This window comes from Nitratidesulfovibrio sp. HK-II (assembly GCF_003402415.2).
GTDB lineage: Bacteria > Desulfobacterota > Desulfovibrionia > Desulfovibrionales > Desulfovibrionaceae > Cupidesulfovibrio.
Genome location: NZ_AP036014.1, coordinates 3,489,951 through 3,511,682, shown reverse-complemented (window position 1 = coordinate 3,511,682; position 21,732 = coordinate 3,489,951). Strand labels below are relative to the sequence as shown.

19 protein-coding genes are annotated in these 21,732 nt (G+C 66.5%); 9 read left to right on the top strand and 10 right to left on the bottom strand.

The window, feature by feature from the left end; all coding sequences use genetic code 11:
- Positions 1 to 72: 72 nt before the first annotated feature.
- Positions 73 to 1,485, top strand: a complete 1,413-nt coding sequence (locus RVX_RS14820; protein WP_116307965.1) for an FAD-binding oxidoreductase — start codon at positions 73 to 75, stop codon at positions 1,483 to 1,485.
- Positions 1,486 to 1,671: 186 nt separating this feature from the next.
- On the opposite strand, the gene RVX_RS14815 is transcribed toward RVX_RS14820, so the two are convergent.
- The 3 genes from RVX_RS14815 to RVX_RS14805 form a co-directional block, all read right to left on the bottom strand.
- Entirely contained in the window at positions 1,672 to 2,223 is a 552-nt protein-coding gene (locus tag RVX_RS14815; protein ID WP_116307964.1) for a DUF4823 domain-containing protein, read from the bottom strand.
- A gap of 24 nt (positions 2,224 to 2,247) precedes the next feature.
- Positions 2,248 to 2,823, bottom strand: a complete 576-nt coding sequence (locus RVX_RS14810) for a hypothetical protein (protein ID WP_147307543.1) — start codon at positions 2,821 to 2,823, stop codon at positions 2,248 to 2,250.
- A 561-nt stretch (positions 2,824 to 3,384) separates the two neighbouring features.
- On the bottom strand, positions 3,385 to 4,077 hold the full coding sequence (locus RVX_RS14805; protein ID WP_116307963.1) for a YaeQ family protein: 693 nt from the start codon (positions 4,075 to 4,077) through the stop codon (positions 3,385 to 3,387).
- A gap of 303 nt (positions 4,078 to 4,380) precedes the next feature.
- On the opposite strand from RVX_RS14805, the gene RVX_RS14800 reads away from it, so the two are divergent.
- Positions 4,381 to 5,583 (top strand): pyridoxal phosphate-dependent aminotransferase, encoded by a 1,203-nt coding sequence (locus RVX_RS14800; protein ID WP_116307962.1) that lies wholly within the window; start codon positions 4,381 to 4,383, stop codon positions 5,581 to 5,583.
- 114 nt (positions 5,584 to 5,697) lie between these two features.
- Complete coding sequence (locus RVX_RS14795) at positions 5,698 to 6,654, top strand: uracil-DNA glycosylase (RefSeq protein ID WP_230404807.1); 957 nt, start codon at positions 5,698 to 5,700, stop codon at positions 6,652 to 6,654.
- Positions 6,655 to 6,717: 63 nt separating this feature from the next.
- Here the strand turns inward: RVX_RS14795 and RVX_RS14790 are convergent, their stop codons facing one another.
- The gene (locus RVX_RS14790) at positions 6,718 to 7,728 is read right to left on the bottom strand and encodes a radical SAM protein (protein WP_230404806.1); all 1,011 of its coding nucleotides are present in this window, start codon (positions 7,726 to 7,728) and stop codon (positions 6,718 to 6,720) included.
- 575 nt (positions 7,729 to 8,303) lie between these two features.
- On the opposite strand from RVX_RS14790, the gene RVX_RS14785 reads away from it, so the two are divergent.
- On the top strand, positions 8,304 to 8,723 hold the full coding sequence (locus tag RVX_RS14785; RefSeq protein ID WP_007524233.1) for an HIT family protein: 420 nt from the start codon (positions 8,304 to 8,306) through the stop codon (positions 8,721 to 8,723).
- A 26-nt stretch (positions 8,724 to 8,749) separates the two neighbouring features.
- On the top strand, positions 8,750 to 9,043 hold the full coding sequence (locus RVX_RS14780; protein ID WP_007524232.1) for an integration host factor subunit alpha: 294 nt from the start codon (positions 8,750 to 8,752) through the stop codon (positions 9,041 to 9,043).
- A gap of 181 nt (positions 9,044 to 9,224) precedes the next feature.
- On the opposite strand, the gene RVX_RS14775 is transcribed toward RVX_RS14780, so the two are convergent.
- The 6 genes from RVX_RS14775 to dsrA form a co-directional block, all read right to left on the bottom strand.
- Complete coding sequence (locus RVX_RS14775; protein WP_116307960.1) at positions 9,225 to 9,674, bottom strand: MarR family winged helix-turn-helix transcriptional regulator; 450 nt, start codon at positions 9,672 to 9,674, stop codon at positions 9,225 to 9,227.
- A gap of 117 nt (positions 9,675 to 9,791) precedes the next feature.
- On the bottom strand, positions 9,792 to 10,688 hold the full coding sequence (locus RVX_RS14770; protein ID WP_116307959.1) for a hypothetical protein: 897 nt from the start codon (positions 10,686 to 10,688) through the stop codon (positions 9,792 to 9,794).
- A gap of 466 nt (positions 10,689 to 11,154) precedes the next feature.
- The gene (locus RVX_RS14765; RefSeq protein WP_116307958.1) at positions 11,155 to 12,762 is read right to left on the bottom strand and encodes a cobyrinate a,c-diamide synthase; all 1,608 of its coding nucleotides are present in this window, start codon (positions 12,760 to 12,762) and stop codon (positions 11,155 to 11,157) included.
- 433 nt (positions 12,763 to 13,195) lie between these two features.
- On the bottom strand, positions 13,196 to 13,429 hold the full coding sequence (locus tag RVX_RS14760; RefSeq protein WP_007524227.1) for a dissimilatory sulfite reductase D family protein: 234 nt from the start codon (positions 13,427 to 13,429) through the stop codon (positions 13,196 to 13,198).
- 63 nt (positions 13,430 to 13,492) lie between these two features.
- Positions 13,493 to 14,638 carry a dissimilatory-type sulfite reductase subunit beta gene (gene dsrB / locus RVX_RS14755; protein WP_007524226.1) on the bottom strand — a complete coding sequence of 382 codons (1,146 nt, stop codon included), beginning with the start codon at positions 14,636 to 14,638 and terminating at the stop codon, positions 13,493 to 13,495.
- An 18-nt stretch (positions 14,639 to 14,656) separates the two neighbouring features.
- Positions 14,657 to 15,970, bottom strand: coding sequence for a dissimilatory-type sulfite reductase subunit alpha (gene dsrA, locus RVX_RS14750; protein WP_116307957.1), 1,314 nt, complete (start codon positions 15,968 to 15,970; stop codon positions 14,657 to 14,659).
- Between the two features lie 564 nt (positions 15,971 to 16,534).
- Between dsrA and RVX_RS14745 the strand changes: the two genes are divergently transcribed.
- From RVX_RS14745 to RVX_RS14730, 4 genes are all read left to right on the top strand, one after another.
- Positions 16,535 to 16,792, top strand: coding sequence for a hypothetical protein (locus RVX_RS14745; RefSeq protein WP_116307956.1), 258 nt, complete (start codon positions 16,535 to 16,537; stop codon positions 16,790 to 16,792).
- Positions 16,793 to 16,862: 70 nt separating this feature from the next.
- A complete protein-coding gene (locus RVX_RS14740) occupies positions 16,863 to 17,501 on the top strand; it encodes a type I restriction endonuclease subunit R (protein ID WP_116307955.1) in 639 nt (212 codons plus the stop codon).
- Positions 17,502 to 18,966: 1,465 nt separating this feature from the next.
- Positions 18,967 to 19,749, top strand: a complete 783-nt coding sequence (locus RVX_RS14735; RefSeq protein ID WP_116307954.1) for a hypothetical protein — start codon at positions 18,967 to 18,969, stop codon at positions 19,747 to 19,749.
- Positions 19,750 to 19,751: 2 nt separating this feature from the next.
- On the top strand, positions 19,752 to 21,581 hold the full coding sequence (locus RVX_RS14730; protein WP_116307953.1) for a cache domain-containing protein: 1,830 nt from the start codon (positions 19,752 to 19,754) through the stop codon (positions 21,579 to 21,581).
- The last annotated feature ends 151 nt before the right edge of the window (positions 21,582 to 21,732 follow it).

The window sequence follows — 21,732 nt, the reverse complement described above, 5'->3', positions numbered from 1 at the left end:
CCTCTCCGGCCCCGCCCGGTGACGGAGCCGGCGGCGCACGCCCCTGACGCGCGGCCGGGCCAGCGTGCCGCCATGTCTGATCGCAACCTGCCCCCGACCTCTGATTCCGCCCCCCGCTTCGTGCTCACCGACGCCCACCGCGCCGCCATCGTGGCCGCCGTGGGAGAAGCCGCCGTGCTGCACGCCCCTGGTGAACCCTACGACCGCGACGCCTCGGAACTGCGCGCCCCCGCCGACCTGGTGGTGCTGCCGGAAACCGTGGCGCAGGTGCAGGCGCTCATGCGCTGCGCCAGCGCCCACGGCATCCCGGTCATTCCGCGCGGCGGCGGCACCGGCCTTGCGGGCGGCTGCCTTGCCGTGCGCGGCGGGGTGGTGCTGTCGCTGGAGCGCCTGAACCGCATCCGCGCCATCGACCCCCGCAACCTGGTGGCCGAGGTGGAGGCGGGCGTCATCTCGCAACGCGTGCGCGACGCCGCCGCCGAACAGGGCCTGTACTACCCGCCGGACCCGGCGGGCATGGACCGTTCCACCATCGGCGGCAACGTGGCCACCAACGCGGGCGGGCCCGCCTGCGTCAAGTACGGCGTCACCCGCGACTACGTGCTGGGCGTGGAGGCCGTGCTGCCCGACGGCGAGCTGCTGCGCGCCGGGGTGCGCACCCGCAAGGGCGTGGTGGGCTACGACATGGCCCACCTCCTGTGCGGGTCGGAAGGCACGCTGGGCGTCATCACCGCCCTGACCCTCAAGCTGGTGCCCCTGCCGCCCGCCACCGTGAGCATGGCCGTGGCCTTTCCGGACATGGCCGCCGCCATGCGCGGCGTGGCCGCCGTGCTGGGGTCCGGGCACCTGCCCTCGGCCATCGAATTCCTGGATCACCGCTGCATCCGCCTGCTGGGCGAGCTGCTGCCCATCCCCGTGCCCGGCGACAAGCCCTCGCTGCTGATCATCGAACTGGACGGCGCGCGTGAGCAGATCGTGCCCGAGCTTGATCTTGTGGCCGCCATCTGCCGCCAGCAGGGCGCCACCCACGTGCTGCCCGCCGCCGACGAGGAAACCCGCGCCAGGGTCTGGGGCGCGCGCCGCCAGGTGTCGCTGCGCATTCACGACTACGCCGCCCTGTACATGTCCGAGGATGTGGCCGTACCCCTGGGGGCCATCGCCGACCTCGTGGCCGCGCTGCCGGAGTTCGAGCAGCGCTACGGCATGGAGATCTTCGCCTTCGGCCACGCGGGCGACGGCAACATCCACCTCAACGTCACCGCCCCCACCCGCGACACCCGCGACATGGTGGAGCAGGGCATCGTGGCCCTGGTGAGCAAGGTGCTGGAACTTGGCGGCACCATTTCCGGCGAGCACGGCATCGGCGAGGCCAAGAAACACCTGTTGCCCCTGGAACTTTCCCCCGCCTCCATCCGGTTGCAGCAGGGCATTCGCCAGGTGTTCGATCCCCAGGGCATCATGAACCCCGGCAAGGTGTTCGGGTAGGAAAGCAAGAAAGGCCTGTCTGGGCGAGGTATGAGCGCAAGGCGGCGCCTGCGTGCTGTTGCGCGCAGGCGCCGCGTGCGTTGCAGGGAGGCGATATGCCCTTTCGGGTCATGCAAGAGGGCGGCGGTGCCGGGATTTCGGCGCGGTGCCTGCTCTGCCTTCAGGGCAAGGCCCCGCACTTGTCGTTCACTTGCTGAACGCTTTTGCGCTCCATTCGGCAAAAGCGGGTTTCAGGCAGTCAGCGGGGTTATAGGCTCCGACCATGTTGATGGTCGTAGGCGAACCGTTGCAGGTGAGACTGTCGGAACGTAAGAGAGCGCCCGTTTCCACATCATGGACAGACAGCACAACTTCCCCTCTGTCGGAGTGCAGTTGGAAACTCGCGGGCGGATCACTCCAGTCCACGATGCGCACTTCAACGAGCAGCGCGCATTCGGTTTGGCGGGAAGCCGTCATGGCGCTGGGCACGTCTTGCGGTGCATCGGCGGGTACCTTCGCGCCCGGCAGCGTTTCCATGGCCTTCAGCAGCGCCTGCTGCGTCTTCAGGCCGGAGTCCTTCTGTGCGGAACCGTTCTGTTGGAAGTCGGCAGGCATGGCGATGTACAGATTTTTGCCGCCATCCAGGAGCTTGGCGTCCTTGAGCGGGGTCACCTGGTACGAGGTGTGCCCTACGCGCATGGAGCAGGCACAAAGGGTCACACTTATTATAATGACCAGTGCAAGGTGCAGGCGTTTCATGGTGTCTTTCCCGTATGTCCCTATCTAATTGAAGGTTCCTCGGTCCTGTTGGGGAGCTGATGTGCTGTCTGTTCCAAAGGTTTGTTGTGCCCACGCGTCAATCTGTGGTCGCACACATTCCCGGGGTGAGAATTCAAGGCCCATCAACATGGCGTAGCATGTGGCCTCGATTTTGGCCTTGTTGAGTGTTGCTCCTGTTTCGGTGTCGAACACGGTGACGTCCATGGATACTTCGTGTGCAGGATTTGAAATGCTTTGCGCTTTCCAACGTGAAACGTTCAAGGTCACAAGGTAGTCGCCCCCTTGCATTTTTGCCCTCTGGATTGCCTCGTCGGAGTTTGCGGTGAGGTCGCCGGGTATGCAAGACCGCACGGCATGGCGTATGTTCTTGCTGAATTGCAGCGATATGAAGTCCGGTGTTGCCTGCGCGTCCGACGGGAACGGGGCTGCGACCGTGATATACAACGCCTTGTTCTTGTTGAGGGGCGCGTTGGCGTATCCAGGTTCGAAAGAGACCTTCTTGTCTCCCATGCTGTGCCACGAACACCCGTTCAGGGTGAGCGCGAGGAGTATGACGAGAAGGCCCAGATATCTGCCCATGAATCCTCTCTTTGTCGCTGGTGATGCCCCCACCAGGCCGCCAGGATGAGCAGCATTTATGGCAGGCGATTTTCAGGATGGGTGTATGGTTCTGAGAGAAAAAGCACCCCTGCATGTAAGCGGGTGCAAACGTGGGTATCTATGACGCTGTTTTGTGTAAGGTGTCAACTGTATATGTTTTCATTTTGAATTTTGCAGTGGCACTTTCGGGATGGACTTGTGGCGTATGTATGCTGGGGTTGTGCTATTTTACTCTGTTGAATTGTCTAAAAAATAAATGCGCGCATGTTGAGATATGCGCGCATTCTTTTTTGATGTGGATATCAATTTTCTATTGTGTGGGAAGGTCTGGAAAGTTGTCTTGGATTATGTGTTGGGAGTCTGCTGTGTTCTTAAAAGTGCGTGTGCCTGCTGTGGAAGAAACGTAAAGTGAGTATTGCGGCCAATGTACTGTGATATGAAAAAAATCCACATAGAATTATCTATAATTTGGTATTGCTATGAGGATGATGCGCAGGCGGTTCTGGCTTGCCGCTGGTCGTCAGGAGCATGTTGTTCCGGCTACCCCTTCAGTTCCAGCACATGCAACCGGCTGTGCAACTCCACCCGGTCCTGCCGCGTCTCGAAGGTCAGGTCCAGCCGGTCGGCCCCGCGCAGGGCCTTGATGCGGTTGGTGCTGTCCAGCCCCGCCGCTATGGCGTCCACGAACCCCGCGTCAAAGGCTATCAGGCGCACCCGCTGCGGGTGGCGCACCTTTCCCGCCAGCGTGGCCGCCAGTTGCCGCGCGTCTTTTTCGGTCCGGCGCAGGATGCGGAAGGGCGTGTCCTCGCCCAGCTTGGCCGCCACCCGGTCGGTCTTGCGCGCCGCGATGTTCCCGCAGTCCAGCCACAGGCGGATGTTCCCCGCCGCGTCCAGCGCCACCAGATCCGGTTTGTAGTGCCAGCCCACGCCTTCCTCCACGCGCGGTTCCCATTCCCGGTACAGCAGGTAGCCCAGAAATTTCAGGGCGATATGCCACGGCACTTCGCCGGGGGCCGCATCCAGCACGATGCGGTCGCGCACCGGCAGGGGCAGGCCGGAAGCGGGCACAGGGCGTTGGCCATAGTCGCTGTAGTCACCGGTGTCCGGCGCGGCGTCCATGCCGAAGCCTGTGTCGTAACCCGCCCGGTGCCCGGCCACATGGCGCGGCAGCCGGGGCGGCATCTCCAGCGGGCGCGATCCGGGCAGATGTTCGATGGTGCAGGTGAATTTCATGCGGTCCTCGGGGAGTGGCTAACGGGTGCATCCGTTTGCGCAGCCGTGCCGTCAGGGTGCCACCGTGCGCGGGGCGATGCAAGGGTGGGGGACGACGCGCGGGAGCGGGCTTCGGGCCTTGCCCGTGCGGAAGCTCCTCCGCCCCGCGCGTTGCGGAGCGCGGCGCGGGCGGGTATAGCCCATTGCTGGCCGACGCATCGCACCACCGGGCGCCCGCGCGCAACGCGGAGCTTGCCCACCCGCGCGGCCATTTCGTCACTTCCGCCCATTTGCGCCCAATTCCGTCAGTCACCGGAGCCGACCATGTCCCACACCACTCCCCCGGAATCTTCCCTGCGCGTTGCCGAGCGCGTGCGCAACATCCGCATTTCCGCCACCAAGCTCATGCCCATGCTGGCCGCCAAGGTGGGCGGATGCGTGTCGCTGGGGCAGGGCGTGCCCTCGTTCAGCACGCCGGACCACATCGTGGAGGCCGTGTGCCGCGCCCTGCGCGACGACCCCACGGCCGGGCGCTACAGCCTGCAACCCGGCATGCCCGCCCTGCGCGAGGCCATCGCGGCGGACATCCTGGCCCGCAAGGGCGCGCGTTTCGACCCGGAGACGGAAATCGGCGTCACCGTGGGGGCCATGGAAGCGCTGGTGATGATCATGCTCACGGTGGTGGAGCGCGGCGACGAGGTGATCATCCCCTCGCCGGGCTACGCCTCGCACGCCGAGCAGGTGCTGATGGCAGAAGGGGTGCCGGTGCACGTGCCCCTGCGCGCCGCCGACTGGGGGCTGGACGTGGACGCGGTGCGCGCCGCCGTCACCCCGCGCACGCGGGCCATCATCGTGTGCAGCCCCGGCAACCCCACCGGCGGGGTGTACGACGAGGCCGACGTGCGCGCCCTGTGCGACCTTGCGCTGGAGCGCGACCTGGTGCTCATCGTGGACGACACCTACGACTACATGGTGTATGGCGAGGCGCCGGGCACGCACCGCTTCTCGCCCGTGGGCCAGCCGGAGCTGCGCCGCCACGTGATCACCGTGAACTCCTTTTCCAAGAAGTACGCGCTCACCGGGTGGCGCGTGGGCTACGTGGCCGCCGACGCCGCGTGGATGGCGGAGCTGCTGAAGGTGCACGACGCCACGGCGGTGTGCGCGCCCACCGTGTCGCAGCACGCCGCCCTTGCCGCGCTGACCGGCCCGCAGGGCTGCGTGGACGCCATGCGCGCGGCCCTGACCGCCCGGCGCGACCTGACCTGCCGCCGCCTGGACGCGCTGGCCCCGCACTTCACCTACGTGCCGCCGCGCGGCGCATTCTACGCCATGGCCCGCTACACCTTCACCGATGCCGACTCCATGACCGTGGCCCGGCGCATGCTGGAAGAGGCGCGGGTGATCACCGTGCCGGGCGGCTCGTTCGGCCCCACGGGCGAGCAGCACCTGCGGCTGTCCTTCGGCATGGACGAGGCGGAGCTGACCGAGGCCTTCGACCGTATCCAGAACTGGGTGGCGGCCCTGTAGATGGCCCGGCGCAGGATTCTGGTGGACGGCCCGGCGCGTGGAGCGGAGCCGGGGGGGGATGCGCGGTCGGCTGCGGCCAGTGCCGCGCCATCGCCCGAAGCGGCATCGTCGCCCATGAACGACGCCCAGCCCCAGGCGGCCCCCCGGCGGCGCGGCAGGCCGCGCAAGGTGGATGGTCCCGCGGCGACCGTCTCGCCCGGCGGGATGCCCATGGGTGCGTCAGGCTTTGCGCGCCGCGCACCCGGTGCCGCCGGAGGTTCCGCAGCGTCGCGTGCGCCTGTCATTCCCGATGCCGCCGCGCTGGCTGGGCCCGACCCCGCCGCGCTGGCTGGGCCCGACCCGCTGGCGGGTACCGGTTGGACGGGACACGTGCCGGAACTGGCCGCCCGAAAGCACCTTGACGCTCTGGCGAAGGCCGAAACCCTGCGCGCGCAGGGGCGCACCATCTACCCCGCCCGCGCCGACGTGTTCCGGGCGCTCTGCGCCACGCCATGGGACGCGGTGCGGGTGGTCATTCTGGGGCAGGACCCCTACCACGGGCCGGGGCAGGCCCACGGCCTGGCCTTTTCCGTTGCCGACGGGGTGCCCTTGCCGCGCTCGTTGCGCAACATCTTCAAGGAAGTGGCCGCCGATTGCGGCGAACAGGCGGCTGCCGCATCGGGTGTGGCTGGCGGCACGCACGCAGGCTCCCCGTTGCTGGCTCCGTTCGCCATCCCATCCTCCGTCCCTTCCGGCAATCTGTCACGCTGGGCCGCGCAGGGCGTGCTGCTGCTGAACACGGTGCTCACCGTGGAAGAGAGACAGCCCAACAGCCACGCGGGCCTGGGCTGGGAGGTGGTGACGCGGGGCATCATGGCCGCGCTGGGCGCGCGGCCGCAGCCGTGCGCCTTTCTGCTGTGGGGCAGGCCCGCGCACGGGTTCGCCGAACTGGTGACACATCCGGCGCATCTGGTGCTGACGGCGGCGCATCCTTCGCCCCTGTCGGCGTCGCGCGGGTTCTTCGGGTGCGGCCATTTTTCGCGGGTCAACGCCTGGCTGGCGGCGCGGGGGGACGTTCCCATCCGTTGGTGAACGGTTGGGCGCAAGAAGGTTTTGCGGCGGCGGCCACCCCGGAGTGCGGGGTGGCCGCCTTCGTTATTCCAGCGAAAAAATGTCGTCGTCGCGCCAGTATACCATGTCGCGGCTGATGCCCATGGCCGCGTAGGCGGCCACCAGCCCGTTGGCGTGGCCCCATAGCAGCCCGCGCAACCGGCGCGGCACGCCGAAGCGGACGGGCGGCCCCGGCAACTGGGCCAGCTGCGCGACCACGTGGCGGCGCAGGGCCTCGGCCTTGGCCAGTTGGCCCAGCGCCGGGTGCACCGGCCCGTCCAGCACCGCGTCGTCCAGGCCGTCTTCGGGCGAAAGGCCCATGCGCACTACGGCCACCCCGCGCGCCCAGGCGGCCAGCAGGCCGTCGGCCAGTCCGTCCACCGTGGTTTCCAGCGACCACGGAACGTAGCTTCCAGTGCGCCAGCGCTCGGCCAGCGGCGTGCCCCGCAGCACCAGACAGGGGTAGAAGCGCAGGAAGGACGCCAGCGGATGCGCCCCGGCGTTGTCCGGCAACAGGGCGGTGCGCACGTCTGCGCGGAATACTTCCGGCGTCACCCCCGGCATGCCGGGCATCAGTTGCACCCCCAGTTGCAGCCCAGCCCCGGCCACCATGGCGCAGGCGGCGCGGGCCACGGATCCGGCGTAGCCCCGGCTGGCGGCCTCCAGCGCCGCGTCGTCGAAGCTCTGTACCCCCAGTTCCACGCAGTCCATGCCCGCCGCGCGCAGGTTCGCGAGGCCGCGTTCCGTCACGGCGTCGGGCCGGGTGGAACAGCGCACCCGACAGACCACCCCGCGTTCACGCCAGCGGGCGGCAAGGTCCAGGCAGGCGGCGCGCTCCGCTTCGGGCAGCAGGGTGAAGGTGCCGCCGTAGAAGGCGATTTCCAGCGGGCCGGGCGGCGGTTGCGGAGCGTCAGCCCCTTGCGGCGTGTCCGCTTGCAGCGCCTTGTTCATGGTCAGCGCTTCCTGTTTCAGGCGCGCCTCCGCCTGTTCCAAGGCGCGGGCCACGGAATCCGCGCCCCCACGCTGGCCGGTCTGCACGTCTTGCGCACAGAACACGCAACGGCTGGGGCATCCGGCAAAGGGCAGGAAAACCGGCAGGATGCGCGGGCGGCTGCGGGCGGTTCCGGTCTTTGCCGCAGCGGGGGGCAACGCCGTGCCCCGTACGGCTTCCGCCCCGGCGGCGGGGTGCGGGGCGGCTGGGCGACCGTCGCGACCGCCGCAACTGGCGCGACCGCCGCAACTGGCGCGACCGCCGCAACTGGCGCAAACGGGCTCCGGGACCGGAAAAATCAACGCCGACATGATTGCCTTGTGTTGTTGATGTGTTACTATCAGGGCGTATCGGGATGCACCGTCCGGGCGGATTCCGCCCACAGGCTACGGTGTTTTTCCTACCTTCAGAGGTAGGGTGCTGCATGGGGTGGCCCCGGAAAGGGGGGCGGCGGCGTTCCCCGCCGGGGACGATGGCACGGAAGCCCTTGTGCCGCAAGGCGTGGCAACCCGGCATAATCTTGCAAGATTTTACTTGCGGTTGCGGCTTTGACTGTGTATATAACTAGTTACATGCCCGCCGCTTTGCGCCGGTACGCGCGGCCGAATGATTTCAAAGTGTTCCATGTGACGGAGAATCCATGTCCCAGTCCGATTGCATTTTCTGCAGGATAGTGCGTGGCGAAATTCCCTGCGCGCAGATCTACGCCGACGACCACGTGCTCTCCTTTCTGGACATCGGACCCGTCAACCGGGGCCATGCGCTGATCGTTCCCAGGGAACATCACCGCACGGTGCTCGACATGCCCGCGCGGCTCGGCGAGCACATCATCGCCGCCCAGCAGCGTGTTGGCCGTGCCGTCATGGAGGCGACCGGAGCGGAAGGACTGAACATATTCCAGAACAACTTCGCGACGGCGGGACAGGTGGTGTTCCACGTCCATTGGCATCTGGTGCCCCGCTTTCCCGGCGACGGCCACGAACTGTGGCCGCAGGGGCAGTACGGCAGCATCGACGAGATGCAGGCTCTCGCGAAGGCCATCAGGGAACGCATGGAGTAGCCGGAAGCACCGGCCCGGAGGACAGTATGAGCGGCAAGACCCTGACCAAGGCGGAAATTGTCGATGCCATCTATGAAAAGACCGACAGGAACCGCGCCGAAGTGAAAGGCGTTGTCGAGTCGCTTCTCGGCATCATGAAGCAGGCGATCAAGAAGGATCATGCCCTGCTCATAAGCGGATTCGGCAAGTTCGAGGCCTACGACAAGAAGGCCCGCAAGGGGCGCAACCCGCAGACCGACGAAACCATCACCCTGCCCCCGCGCAAGGTCGTGGTGTTTCGCCTGTCGCGCAAGTTCCGCGCCGAACTGAACGACGAATAGCGCGTCCGCGCGCACCCGCCCGGCCACGGGCCGCAAGGGTTTTCGACGCCGCTCCCCGGCCGGGGGGCGGCGTCGGTGTTTTTTCGGGCAGGCGGGATGCAAGGATGGGGGAGGATGGCGTGGCCGGGGCGGGGCTGGCCTTTGCCTGCCCCGCTGCGCGGGCGCGTGCGTACGGACGGGTTCAGTCCGGCAGGCGGGTGCGCAACTGGTGCAGGGTGCGCATGGTGGTGTCCAGGTCCGTAACAGCAAGGCCCGCGAACAGTTCGTCGCGCACGGCGATTCCCACGGCATCCACGGCGTTGGCCAGTTTGCGGCCAGAGTCGGTAAGCTCCAGCAGATTGGCCCGCCGGTCATCGGGGCTCTGCACCCTGCGCAAATGACCATCGGCCTCCAGCCTGTCGATTTGGCGCACCAGCGTGGAGCCTTCTATGCCGATGCTCCGGGCCAGTTGGGTCTGGGTAAGTGCGCCACCCAGCGCAAGCGCCCATAGCACCACCCCGGAAGCCTGCGACAAGCCCAGCGGTTTGAGACGTTGGTCCAGACGGGCGCGCCACGCGCGCGACAGTTCACCCACCAGCGTGCTGAGCCGGTGCGAGGTGAGGACATCAGGGAGCGGGCCGTCGGTGGGCATGCGGATCCTGGTGGTTGGAAGGCGCGGCGGTATGTCCGGGATATGTCGCGGCCCCGTCTGCGTCAATATCGACGGGGCCCACGGGGCCGCGAGCGTCTGGCTGGCCCCTGCGGACGGCTAGAAGCCGTAGTGCAGACGCAGGAACAGCGCGGGCGCGTCGTGCACGTCGTAGCTGTCCTTTTCCTCGCCGTCGGAATTGTACACGGTCATCTCGCGCCGGGTCAGGTATTCCGCGCCCAGCGTCAGCGTCAGGTCGTCCAGCGGGGTGACGTCGATGTACCCGCCAAGGGTGAGGGACGAGGTTTTCATGTAGCCTTCGCGCTCGACCGGGCTGTCGTCCGCAAGGCGGTAGGTGCCTCCGTCCATGCGTCCGCCCAGGCGGAAGGAGAAGACGTCGGAGGTACGGTAGCGCAGCATGGTTTCTGGTATGCCCAGGGTGGCCGAGAAGCCGAGGTCGCGCTGGTTGCCCCAGTCGGCGGCGGCAACGGGCATGGCCCGCACCCCGATGGGATGGGCCGAGACGCCCACGCCGCCGCGCAGGCGCACGCCGCCCACCGCCCAGGTGAGCCCGGCCGTGCCGGAAACACCCCAGGCGTCGTCCATTTCCTCTTCCCAGCCGGCGGTAAGGCCCGCGCCCGCGAACCAGCCAAGGCCGCCTATACCCAACTGGTCGGAGATTTCGGCGCGCAGGCGCAGCAGGTGCAGTTGTTCCCACGGGTCGCTGCCGTGGCCGAAGGGCAGGTCGCTGGTGTCGGACCAGTCGTAGCTGCGGTTCAGGTAGTCGATGCCGAACCAGCGGTAGCGCAGGCTGGCCCCGGTTTCGGTGACGGACACCGAGCCGCCGTCGTCCATGTCGGCCTCACCCACTGCGCGCCCGGTGACGGTGGCGGTGAGGTCATTGTCCGCGGCATGCGCGGCGGGCGTGGCCAGCACCAGGGCAAGGGTCATCAGCAGTGCGGCAAGGATCGTATCGGGTGTAGGCCGGGTGAGGACGCCGGAAAACGAGCGGGGCATGCAAGGCTCCTGTACAGGGCGCGCCTGGGCGCGCGTCGGATGTGGGGGAGTTGGCGACGTCGGCATGAAGATGCGGTACATCAGGCAAAGGGAAATGCGTGACGACGCCGCGCGGTGTGCATCAGCTGAAAGGAAAGCGCGTTAGGTACTGCCGTCGGGCCAGTCCGTCAACAACATGCGCAATTCCTCTGGCGTGACACGGACGAGCCGCGCGCAGGACGGGTCTGGCGATTTGCGGCGGCGCTGTGTTGCAGAACTGCCCTTGGTCAATGGAGGTCGCCGGGGCAAGTTCACGTTTCTGGGTATGTTCATTTGATGTTGGGCTATTGTTTGTTCGCTAATAGTTTTGTTGCTAATAATATTGATGCGCGGGGATGTCAAGCGCGTTCGCTCACCATGCCGGAGCTTGCCGATGCGTTGCGCAGGGGCGGGGGTGCTTGCGGCGCGTGGGCTAGATGACGTTGGGCTAGGCGGGGCGTCCGGACCGGAAGCCGCGCGCGGCACGCACCATTGCCGGGGCCCAATGGGGCACGGCGGGGGCGAAGATGTGGGTGTACGCGGCCAGGGTGTTGTTGTGCAGCAGCCCGTCGCGGCCTTCGCCCATGCCGGTGACGTGGCCGGACTGGGCCGTAAGGAGCAGGGCGCAGACGGGAAGGGTGGCGGGGCCGGAACTGGCGCAATCTGGCTCGGCAGTGCCTTCGGCTGTCGGGGTGTCGCAGGGCACGCACCGCGAATAGTGGAACTCGTGTCCGCGAAACGGCGCGCCCACGGGGTGGAAGGGGTTGTCCCGCACGGCGGTGGCGTCCACGTAGCCGAGGCCCTGTGGCTTGGGGTGGAATACCGTGCGCACCGGAAAGATGTTCGCCATGGGGTGTTCCGTGCCGTCCATGACGATGGACCGGCCCAGCACCATGAAGCCGCCGCATTCGGCGTAGATGGGCAGACCCGCGTCGGACAGTCCCCGCAGCCTGTCCAAGGCCGGGCGGTTGGCGGCAAGGCGGGCGGCCAGGGTTTCCGGAAAGCCTCCGCCCAGGTACAGGCCGTCAAGGTCCGGCCACAGGGCATCGTCCAGCAGGGACAGGCGGACCAGGTCGGCCCCGGCGTGGCGCAGGGCCAGCAGGTTTTCTTCGTAGTAGAACCACAGGGCCGCGTCGTGCACGTAGCCGATGCGCGGGCGGGCATGATGTACGGCTTGCGGCTCCACGTCGCGTTGGGCGGAAGGGGCAGGGGCTGTGTGGTCCGCGCCGGGCAGCAGCGACCACAAGTCGGCGATGGGCTGGCGCTGGGCGGGGGCGGAGGCGGCCACCTCGCGCAGGCGGTGCAGGTCCACGTGGTCGGCCATGATGTCGGCCACGCGGTCCAGCCCGGCCACGCATTCCTCATGCTCCATGCCGGAAACCAGGCCCATGTGCCGCTCGGGGATGGGGTTGTCCGTGAGCTTGGGCAGCACGCCCAGCACCGGCACGTCGGTGTAGTGCTCTATGGTCTCGCGCAGCACCGTGCGGTGGCGCGGTCCCGCCGTACGGTTCAGGATCACCCCGGCAATGCGCACGCCCTGCTCGAAGTGGCGCAGGCCGGACACGATGGCCGCCGCCGTGCGGGTCATCTTGGTGCAGTCCATGACCACCACCACCGGCGCGCCAAGGATGCGCGCCAGCTCGGCCGTGGAGCAACTGCCGGACAGGTCGCGCCCGTCGAACAGGCCCCGGTTGCCCTCGATGACGGCCATGTCGAAGGGACCCGGCCGGGAGAGTAGGGAGAAACCGCACGGCGCGTCCTGAACGCGCGCGCCGCCGGACGACTGCCCGGCGGGCTGCCCTTGCCCTCCGGCCAGCCCGCACTGGGTCCAGAACAGCGAGCGCAGCATGTCCGCCCCGAGGAAGTAGGGATCCAGATTGGTGGTGGGGTGCCCTGCGGCCAGGGCCAGCCACCAGGCGTCGATGTAGTCCGGGCCCTTCTTGCAGGGCTTTACCGCAAGGCCCGCGCGCGCCAAGGCGCGCACGACGCCGAGGGACACCAGCGTCTTGCCCGAGCCGCCGGAAAGCCCGGCGATGACGATGCGTGGAAGATTCATGCAGCAGGGATGCCGGATGACCCGGACGGCGTGAGGGGTGGTGGGAAAGGCGACGGGTGCGGCGCGCGAGGCTGGCGCTGCGGTTGACGTCCTGCCGGACGGCATGCGGCCAGAACTACGCACCGTGTCAGCCCGCGGCGCGTCGGCGTGCAGGCACGGGCCGCCGCACCGCGCGGGTGCGCGCTTCAGGCGCAGGTGTCAGGCGCAGGTGTCAGGGCACTGTCAGGGGCACGTGTCAGGCGCACACTTCAGGCCGCGCGCATCGGGCGTAGCGCCTGGGCGGCCGCAAGTCAGGATATTGCGCGGGTGCGGTCCCCGCAGGGCACGCATGTGCCAAGGCGCCGCCCCTGCGGGGCGCGCATATGAAAAGAGCGTATGAACCTTGCAGTCCATACGCCTTTTCGGAAAAACAGTTCCCCGGCGTGGAGAACTACTATTCGCCCTCGGCCCCGGCCTGCTTGCCGGCGCCCTTGAGGCCGTACATGGTGGTGCTGCCGGAGGACCAGTATTCCAGAACTTCGGCGTTCACCAGCGCGGTGAGGATCTTCTTCACGTCGCGCGGGCCCTTGTCGGGGAACAGGTCGAGAAAGTCGTTGAAGTAGAACTTGCTCTTCGAGCCGGCCTTGGACTGCAGGAATTCCACGACCTTGTTCTTGGCTTCTTCCATGGATAGCCCCTTTGGTTATCCGGGGGCGGCAAACCCGCCCCCGGAATGTGGTTGCCGTCCGGCTTAGAACTTGAACTGGGTGCTCTGACGCCAGGTGTAGTAGGCCGGATCGCGGAAGTCGTCGATGAGGTGGTGGGTGAACTCAAGGCCGGTCAGCTTGAAGAAGCTTTCCCAGCCGATGCGCTCGGCCCATTCGCCCAGACGTTCGTACTTGTTCGCGTTGGCGGCGTACACCTCGATGATGTGCTTGATCTTCGCGGTGAGCGAGGGCCAGCGCGGCATTTCGTTCGGGATGTAGGCCACGACGACCTTCGAGAACTTGGGCATGGAGATGCGGTTGGAAACCTTGCCGCCCACCATGATCACGCAGCCGTCGCCTTCGCCATCGGAGATGGGCAGGGCGGGGCACATGGTGTAGCAGTTACCGCAGTACATGCAGCGTTCGTTCTTGATGGCGATGGAGTTCAGCTTCTTGTCGCCGACTTCCACCTTGGTGGGACGCACGGCGGCGGTGGGGCAGGCCGAAACGGCCAGCGGGATTTCGCACAGCTGGTCGGTCCATTCGTGGTCGATCATCGGGGGCTTGCGGTGGATGCCCACCACGCCGATGTCGGAGCAGTGCACCGCGCCGCACATGTTGATGCAGCAAGCCAGCGAGATGCGGACCGGGGCGGGCAGGCGCATGGACTGGAAGTCGGTGAAGACTTCGTCCATGATGGCCTTGACCGGGCCCGAGGCGTCGGTGGCGGGGGTGTGGCAGTGCACCCAGCCCTGGGTGTGCACGATGTTGGACACACCGGCGCCGGTGCCGCCGATGGGGAACTTGTAGGAGCCGCCGGCGAACTTGCGCGAGGCCAGGTCTTCCTTCAGCGCCTTCAGGGCCGCTTCGTTGTCGACCATGAACTCGACGTTGTTGCGGGTGGTGAAGCGCATGAAGCCGCCGCAGTGCTTGTCGGCGATGTCGCACATCTCGCGGATGTGGGTGATCGACATCAGGCGCGCGGCGCCAACACGCACGGTGTAGACCTTGTCGCCGGATTCGGCGGCATGCATGAGCACGCCGGGTTCCAGGATTTCATGGTACAGCCACTTCCCGAAGTTCTTGGCGATGAACGGGGGGAAGAAGGAGTCGTGCTTGCGGGGGCCGATGTCCGTGATACGGTTTTCCATCGGCTTTTCGGGATTGTACCCGGAAGAGATGAATGCCATGATGTGCTACCCCTCTTCTTATCTCTGGTGTCTCTTGCGGTATTCCGTGATGTCGCGATCCCAGCCGCCGGGCACTTCTTCTTCCTTGAAGAAGATGTACGGGTTGGAGCGAGGCTCCTGCACGTGCTGTGCCTGGGGGGCGATCTCGGTCACTTCGAGCAGCTTCTGGAAGCTGAGACGCTTGATGGTCTCGCCCAGACGCTCGCGGTTCTTGCCTTCTTCCATCCACCAGTCCCAGATCTTTTCGATGACTTCCTTGATTTCGTCGAAAGGATCGGTGGCTTCCACGAAGGGCACCAGCAGCGAACCCATCTGGGCGCCGTCGAGGACGGGCGCCTTGGCGCCGACCAGGATGGACGCGCCGCGTTCGTCACCGATGCGCAGGGCGCGGGGCATGGTGTTGATGCAGTGCATGCAGCGCACGCACTCGCTGGTCTTGATGGACAGGGCGGAGCCGTTCCAGGAGATGCACTTGGAGGGGCAGCGTTCCACCACTTCGGCCACGATGTCGAACTTGCCCCAGTCGCGGCCCGAGTGGGCGCCCGCGTTGGGCTTCAGTTCGCCACCGACGTAGGCCTTGACGGCGGCCTGGTCGATCTTGATGTCGTCCTTCCAGGTGCCGATGACCGAGAAGTCGGAGCGGGCGATGGAGGCGACGCAGCCGTTGGGGCAGCCGTCGAACTTGAACTTGAACTTGTAGGGGAACGCCGGACGGTGCAGTTCGTCCTGGTATTCCATGGTCAGGGCGTAGCAGCAGGCCTGGGTGTCGTAGCAGGCGTATTCGCAGCGCGACATGCCAAGGCACGCTTCGGGCGTACGCAGGTTCGAGCCCGAGCCGCCGAGGTCGGTGTTCATCTTGTGGGTCAGTTCGAAGAACAGTTCTTCAAGCTGCGGGGTCTGGGTGCCAAGAAGCACGATGTCGCCGGTGGAGCCGTGCATGTTGGTCAGACCGGAGCCGCGCAGGTCCCACAGGTCGCAGAGCTGGCGCAGGTAGTCGGTGTGGTAGTACTTCGCCGCGGGCTGGTTCACGCGCACGGTGTGGAAGTGCGCCACGCCGGGGAACTGTTCGGGCTGGTCACAGTAACGGCCGATAACGCCGCCGCCGTAACCGAACACGCCGACGATGCCGCCGTGCTTCCAGTGGGTTTCACCCTCGTTGTAGGACAGCTCGAGCACGCCAAGCAGGTCTTCGGGGCAGTCCACCGGGATCTGGTAGTCCAGACCCTTGGGGTTGGCAGCCCGGTAAGCAGCTTCCTGCTTGATGTCGGACACGAAGCTGGGCCAAGGCCCGGATTCGAGCTGGTCCAACTTGGGGGTTGCATGTTTCGCCATTGCCTTACCTCCACATTGGTTTGTTGAAGTTCTGGACTCTCAACAGACACGCCCATCGCCCCTGGGGCGCAACAGGACGGCGTCTTCCGGAGGTAAGGGCTTTGGTCGGCGCGGCCCTTGCGCCCGGAAAACTCGTGATTTTTTGGACAAAGTAACGCCATTCCTAAAAGGATTCCGGCGCGTTGTCAAGCCCCGACACGGGCTGGCATGGCGCTTCGCCGTTTGGTGAAGCGCATGCAACGTCTTGTCGGGATTGCCGAAGCGGCCCAAGGGGCGGCGAGTCGGTGGCGCCGCGAAACCTTCGTCCATTCCGGTGCCCGCCGCGCTTTCGCGCGGGGACGGGGCATGGCAGCATCCCCGTCGGACATCCCCGGTGCCGCCGCGCAGGGGGCGGGCGACACTCCCTTGCTTGTAGCCCACCCACCGGGGAATGACAACAGCTTGCGCGCATCGGCGGGATAGGGCATTGACCGTATGCCCGTCGCCGGACGCGCACGCCCCGGCAGGCCGCATCCGTCACGGCGCGCGGGCGTCACTCGCTTTTTCACGTGTTCAGGAGTGCCCATGCAGGATGATCTTGGCCTTTACTACTACCCCGACCCCAACGACAAACGTACCCGCGTCTACGTGCGCGCGCACGGAGGCAGCGTGGAATTTCGCCTGTGGCGGGCCGACCGCCCCGAGGTGTGGGAGCGCCACGAGTGGGTGCCGCTGGAGGTCATCCGGCACGCGGCGGGCATGTACCGCGACATGGGGCGTGAAACCGATCCCCTCAAGCTGTATGACGAGTCCGTGGCGCACGCCCTTCTGAAGGCCAACTGAGACGCGCGGCAGCGGCGCTCGTGAATTCCGGTGCAAACCTTCCGAAAAAGGCAGGATTGCCGGAGGCCGCATGCACGAAGTCAGCCTTGGGGCCACCCTGCGCGACTATTTGACCGGGCAGGACGTGGACCACACCACCTACGAGGAGCTGCGGCAGGCGCTGGCGCGGCTGCTGGTGGAAGAGCTTGGCCACCCGCGCGGGCTGGTGGAGCCGCGCGTGCGGGTGCGGTTTGACGCCCCGCCTGTCGGCGATGCCGCCTCTTTCTCGCCCTCTCCCTCCTCTTCGCCTTCTCCCGAACCTTCCTACGCGTCCGAAAGCACCGCCGACCCCGACGAGGGGTGCCGCGTGGTGGACCTGACCCTGCGCGACGACGACGGCTCGCCGTTGTGCCTGGTGCTGTTCTGCCCCGGCGCGCCCGGCACCTACGCCCGCGAAAGCGTGGCGGCGGCCCGGCTGTTTCCCGGCGGCCCCGCGCCGTTGGTGGCCGTGACCGACACGCGCGACGCCCTGCTTGTCGCCGCCGTGGACGGCGCGGTGCTGGGCGAGGGCATGCGGGCGTTGCCGAAACGGGACGACCTGCGGCGGCTGGCCGCCGAGCACCCGTGCCCGCCGCTGACGCCGGAACGCGCGGCGGGCGAGCGGCGCATACTGGGGGCGTACACGGCGTTTTTGAAGCGGTGCTGCGGCGAGGATGTGTGTTTGTTGTAGGCGCGGGGCGGTGGGGAAGGGGATGTGCCCTGACGGGGGCGGCTTCTACGAAGACAGTCTCGCGCGATTGATGCCGCTCGATTTCGTTATGCCTCCGGCGGGCAGGGGGTGTTGTAACGAACACCCCCTGCACCCCCGCGTTCCAAGGGGCTCCGCCCCCTGGACCCCCGACGTATCCTGCACCGCATTCCTGTGCCGGGCAGCTTCCCTGCGGCGCAAACGCCTCCGGGCGATCTGCCCGGCGGAATGCGTATGTGCGCATGGCTCCCGTTGGCACGGCGGAACGAGGGTGCCTCTATCCCCACACATCTTGCACCGCGTTCCTTCCGTCGGCAGCTTCCTTCGGCCAAAGCGCCTTCGGGTGATCTGCCGACGGGAACGCGAATGTGCGTGAATCTCCCGGTATCCTCGTCTCAGTCAGTAGCCTTGCCCCATGGCCTTGTTGCGACGCGTGTGCCGCCGCCAAGGCCCGGCGTCACACGCTTTTACGCACGGCACCTCTCCGTTGAGCAGCATGGAACTACCTTGGATGCTAGGTTTGCCCTGCACCGCATTCTTCCGCCGCCAGCTTCCCTTCGGCACTACGCGCCTCCGGGTGATCTGGCGATGGGAATGCGTATGTGCGCGTGCCTCTCGTCGTCACTGCGTAGCGTGGGTGCCTTTATCTCCAGTACGTCTGCGGCGCGCATCCGCGACGCCGGTGCTTCCGCCTCGCAAAGCCTCGGCGGGGATCACCTGCTGCGGACGCGTATTGCCGCGCCAAGGTTGTATGCGGGCGGTCGTGCGGCTTCCTCGTTTTCCACAATCCGCAGCGGCGCATCATGCCTGGTTGTAATGTTTTGCATTCCGCGCATTGTTCAACGGAAACGTATTGCGCGTAGAAGCGTGTGACGCCGGGCCTTGACGGCGGCACACGCGTCGCAACGAGGGCGTGGGTACAGGCACCCATGCCTCATAAAGGCGGCGGGAGCTTCGTGCGCATTGGCGTCACCGGCGGCAGATCACCCGGAGGCGCTCTGCGCCGGAGGGAAGCTGCCGACGAAGGGGCGCCGCGCAAGAGACGTCGGGGGACCAGGGGGCAGAGCCCCCGGAGCGCGGGGATGCAAGGGGCCGCCGCTTAGCGGCCCCTTGCCCGTCGGAGACATGACGAAATCGAGGGCTATCAAGAGGGCGCGACCGTCTTCGTAGAAGCCGCACCCGCAACGCGCGACATCTCTTTTGTCCCCGTCGGAGACATAACGAAATCAAGCGCCCTCAGCAGGGCAGAACTGTCTTCGTAGAGGCCGCATCCGTCACAGCACCGCACCTCTTTCCCTTCTCGCCGGAGACATAGCGAAATCAAGCGCCCCGAACCGCGCACGCCCGTCTTCATGGGGACCGCGCCAGCACGGCGATAGCCCTCCACCCCACACTTCCCGTCCTTGTCAAATCACGCTATACATCCCCCTTCGGAGTACCACGCACCATGTCGAGACGCTGGGTAGAGGCCAATCTGGCCGAGTTCGCACGGGACGTCATGCGGGATTTCTGCATGGCGAGCGTCGTGCTTGAGGGGCAGTTCCACCGGTTCGACGAGGCCGGCGCGGTTTCCTTCCCCGTCATGCGCGACCTTTTGGGCGAAATGATGAACAAGGGGCTGCTCTGGCGTCTGAAAGACACCGCGCACCACCTCTTCCGCAACCACCCGGCGCAAGACCCTGTGGCGCCCATGCTGGACTGGGCCGTGGGCTATGTCTTTCACGAATGCGTGAAGCTGAAGGAAGACGCCTACCAGCACCAGCACTACGCGCCGCAGTACCGGGCCCTGCGCGAGCAGGACATGGGGGAGGAGGTGCGGGCCATCGTCGAGCCGCTCGCATCCATGCTGGCCCAGACGCGGGAAAGCATGGAGCGCGAAATCCGGCGCATCCGCTACATCCTTGGGCGCACCCGCAGGCTGATGTGCCTGTACTACGCCGCGCACGGCGGCAACCGGCTGCTGGCGCGGCTGCTCTTCGACCGCGACGAGCTTGTGCGCTCGGTGTTCGGCGAGGAATACGGCCCGCTGCTGCAAGGACTGTACGGCGACAAGCCGGAGCGCATGTTCATCCAGGCGGGGGAATCCCTGCTTGACGGCGGCAGGCCGGAAGACGCCCTGCGCGCCGCGCGCGCGGCCGTGGCCCTTGCGCCCGGCTGCCAGCGCGCGCACCGCCTCGCGGCCGAGGCGGAACAGCGTATCGACCAGACCCCCCGAAGGAGGGCCATCTAGCCATGAGCCTGCTGCATCTTCATCGCGCTTCCTCCCGCGTGAGGCTGGAGAACCGCGACGACCCCGAACTGTACCGCGAGATCTTTCCCTATTCCAAGATCAGCCGCGTGGAGTTCGACGACATCTTCCTGATGCCGCGCCCGGCGGAGCCGATGTTCATCACGGACACGACCTTCCGCGACGGCCAGCAGGCCCGCCCGCCCTACACGGTGAAGCAGATCGTGCACATCTTCGACATGCTGCACCGCCTGGGCGGCCGCAGCGGTCTCATCCACGCCTCGGAGTTCTTCATGTACTCCGACAAGGACCGCAAGGCCATCGAGGCCTGCCGGGCCAAAGGGTACAAGTTCCCCCGCGTCACCGGGTGGATCCGGGCCAACGTCAACGATCTGAAGATCGCGCGGGACATGGAGTTCGAGGAAGTGGGCCTGCTGACCAGCGTGTCGGACTACCACCTGTACCTCAAGCTGGGCCTGGACCGCGAAAAGGCCATGGAAAACTACCTGCGCGTGGTGGAACAGGCGCTGGAATGGGGCATCACCCCGCGCTGCCACTTCGAGGACATCACCCGCGCCGACATCCACGGCTTCTGCCTGCCCTTCGCGCGCAAGCTGATGGACCTTTCGAAGCAGAGCGGCCAGCCGGTCAAGATCCGCCTGTGCGACACCATGGGCTACGGCGTGCCGTACCCCGGCGCCACCCTGCCGCGCTCGGTGCCGCGCATCGTGCGCGCCATGACCGACGAAGGCGGCGTGCCCGGCCAGTGGCTGGAATGGCACGGCCACAACGACTTCCACAAGGTGCTCATCAACGGGGCCACCGCGTGGCTGTACGGCTGCTCGGGCGTCAACTGCACGCTGCTGGGCTTTGGCGAGCGCACCGGCAACACCCCGCTGGAGGCGCTGGTGATCGAGTACATCTCGCTGACCGGCGACGACGACGCGGCGGACACCCGCGTCATCAGCGAGATCGCCGAATACTTCGAGAAGGAACTGGATTACCGCATCCCGGACAACTACCCGTTCGTGGGCAAGGACTTCAACGCCACCAGCGCGGGCATCCACGTGGACGGCCTGGCCAAGAACGAGGAAATCTACAACATCTTCGACACGCGCAAGATCCTGAACCGGCCGGTGCCCATCATCATCACCGACAAGTCGGGTCGCGCCGGGGTGGCTTACTGGATCAACCAGTACCTGGGCCTGGCCGAGGACCGGCACGTGTCCAAGAAGCACCCGGCCGTGGGCAAGATCTACACCAAGATCATGGACGCCTATGAAAAGGGCCGCAACACCTCCTTCTCCAACAAGGAAATGAAGGCGTTGGTGCGGCGCTTCATGCCCGAGCTGTTCGCCTCGGAATTCGACCAGATCAAGAAGCTGGCGGGCGAGCTTTCGGCGCACCTGATCATCAAGCTGGCCCAGGAATGCCAGATCACCGGCCTTGGCGGCGAGGACAAGTACCCGTGCATGCGCGACTTCGTGCGCGAGTACCCGTTCATCCAGTACCTGTACCTCACCGACAAGGAGGGCAAGCTGCTCTCCGCCGCCATCACCGATCCGGCGTACAAGTCGAAGTACGAACAGCTGCCGCTGGGCTTCGACTTCTCCAATCGCGCCTGGTTCATCCGGCCCATGCAGACCGGCGAACTGCACATCACCGACGTGTACCAGTCGCAGTTCACCGGCCAGTTGATCCTTACCGTGTCCACGGCGGTGACCGACGACAACGACGAGATCACCGGGATCATCGGCGCGGACATCCAGATCGAGCAACTGCTCCGCCAGGCCGAGGCCATCGAGGACGTGGTGGACAGCGATTCCGACGAATAGTTACCTATTGGAAAGGCCCGGAAGCGGTGACGCTTCCGGGCCTTTTTTCGTTCGTGGCATTCGGCCAGGCGTGTCCGTCGGGGCCGGATGCCGTGGCGCATGGCAGCCCAGTGCACGGAACGGGGCGGCGCGAAACAGACGGGCTGTCCGT

Bases quoted from the DNA above. Each gene is read 5' to 3' on its own strand.
- RVX_RS14765 (WP_116307958.1), bottom strand. From the start codon at position 12,762: ATGAATCTTCCACGCATCGTCATCGCCGGGCTTTCCGGCGGCTCGGGC.
- RVX_RS14785 (WP_007524233.1), top strand. From the start codon at position 8,304: ATGTCCCAGTCCGATTGCATTTTCTGCAGGATAGTGCGTGGCGAAATT.
- RVX_RS14775 (WP_116307960.1), bottom strand. From the start codon at position 9,674: ATGCCCACCGACGGCCCGCTCCCTGATGTCCTCACCTCGCACCGGCTC.
- RVX_RS14730 (WP_116307953.1), top strand. From the start codon at position 19,752: ATGAGCCTGCTGCATCTTCATCGCGCTTCCTCCCGCGTGAGGCTGGAG.
- RVX_RS14820 (WP_116307965.1), top strand. From the start codon at position 73: ATGTCTGATCGCAACCTGCCCCCGACCTCTGATTCCGCCCCCCGCTTC.
- RVX_RS14800 (WP_116307962.1), top strand. From the start codon at position 4,381: ATGTCCCACACCACTCCCCCGGAATCTTCCCTGCGCGTTGCCGAGCGC.
- RVX_RS14815 (WP_116307964.1), bottom strand. From the start codon at position 2,223: ATGAAACGCCTGCACCTTGCACTGGTCATTATAATAAGTGTGACCCTT.
- RVX_RS14735 (WP_116307954.1), top strand. From the start codon at position 18,967: ATGTCGAGACGCTGGGTAGAGGCCAATCTGGCCGAGTTCGCACGGGAC.
- RVX_RS14805 (WP_116307963.1), bottom strand. From the start codon at position 4,077: ATGAAATTCACCTGCACCATCGAACATCTGCCCGGATCGCGCCCGCTG.
- RVX_RS14770 (WP_116307959.1), bottom strand. From the start codon at position 10,688: ATGCCCCGCTCGTTTTCCGGCGTCCTCACCCGGCCTACACCCGATACG.
- RVX_RS14780 (WP_007524232.1), top strand. From the start codon at position 8,750: ATGAGCGGCAAGACCCTGACCAAGGCGGAAATTGTCGATGCCATCTAT.
- RVX_RS14810 (WP_147307543.1), bottom strand. From the start codon at position 2,823: ATGGGCAGATATCTGGGCCTTCTCGTCATACTCCTCGCGCTCACCCTG.
- RVX_RS14760 (WP_007524227.1), bottom strand. From the start codon at position 13,429: ATGGAAGAAGCCAAGAACAAGGTCGTGGAATTCCTGCAGTCCAAGGCC.
- dsrB (WP_007524226.1), bottom strand. From the start codon at position 14,638: ATGGCATTCATCTCTTCCGGGTACAATCCCGAAAAGCCGATGGAAAAC.
- RVX_RS14795 (WP_230404807.1), top strand. From the start codon at position 5,698: ATGAACGACGCCCAGCCCCAGGCGGCCCCCCGGCGGCGCGGCAGGCCG.
- RVX_RS14740 (WP_116307955.1), top strand. From the start codon at position 16,863: ATGCACGAAGTCAGCCTTGGGGCCACCCTGCGCGACTATTTGACCGGG.
- dsrA (WP_116307957.1), bottom strand. From the start codon at position 15,970: ATGGCGAAACATGCAACCCCCAAGTTGGACCAGCTCGAATCCGGGCCT.
- RVX_RS14745 (WP_116307956.1), top strand. From the start codon at position 16,535: ATGCAGGATGATCTTGGCCTTTACTACTACCCCGACCCCAACGACAAA.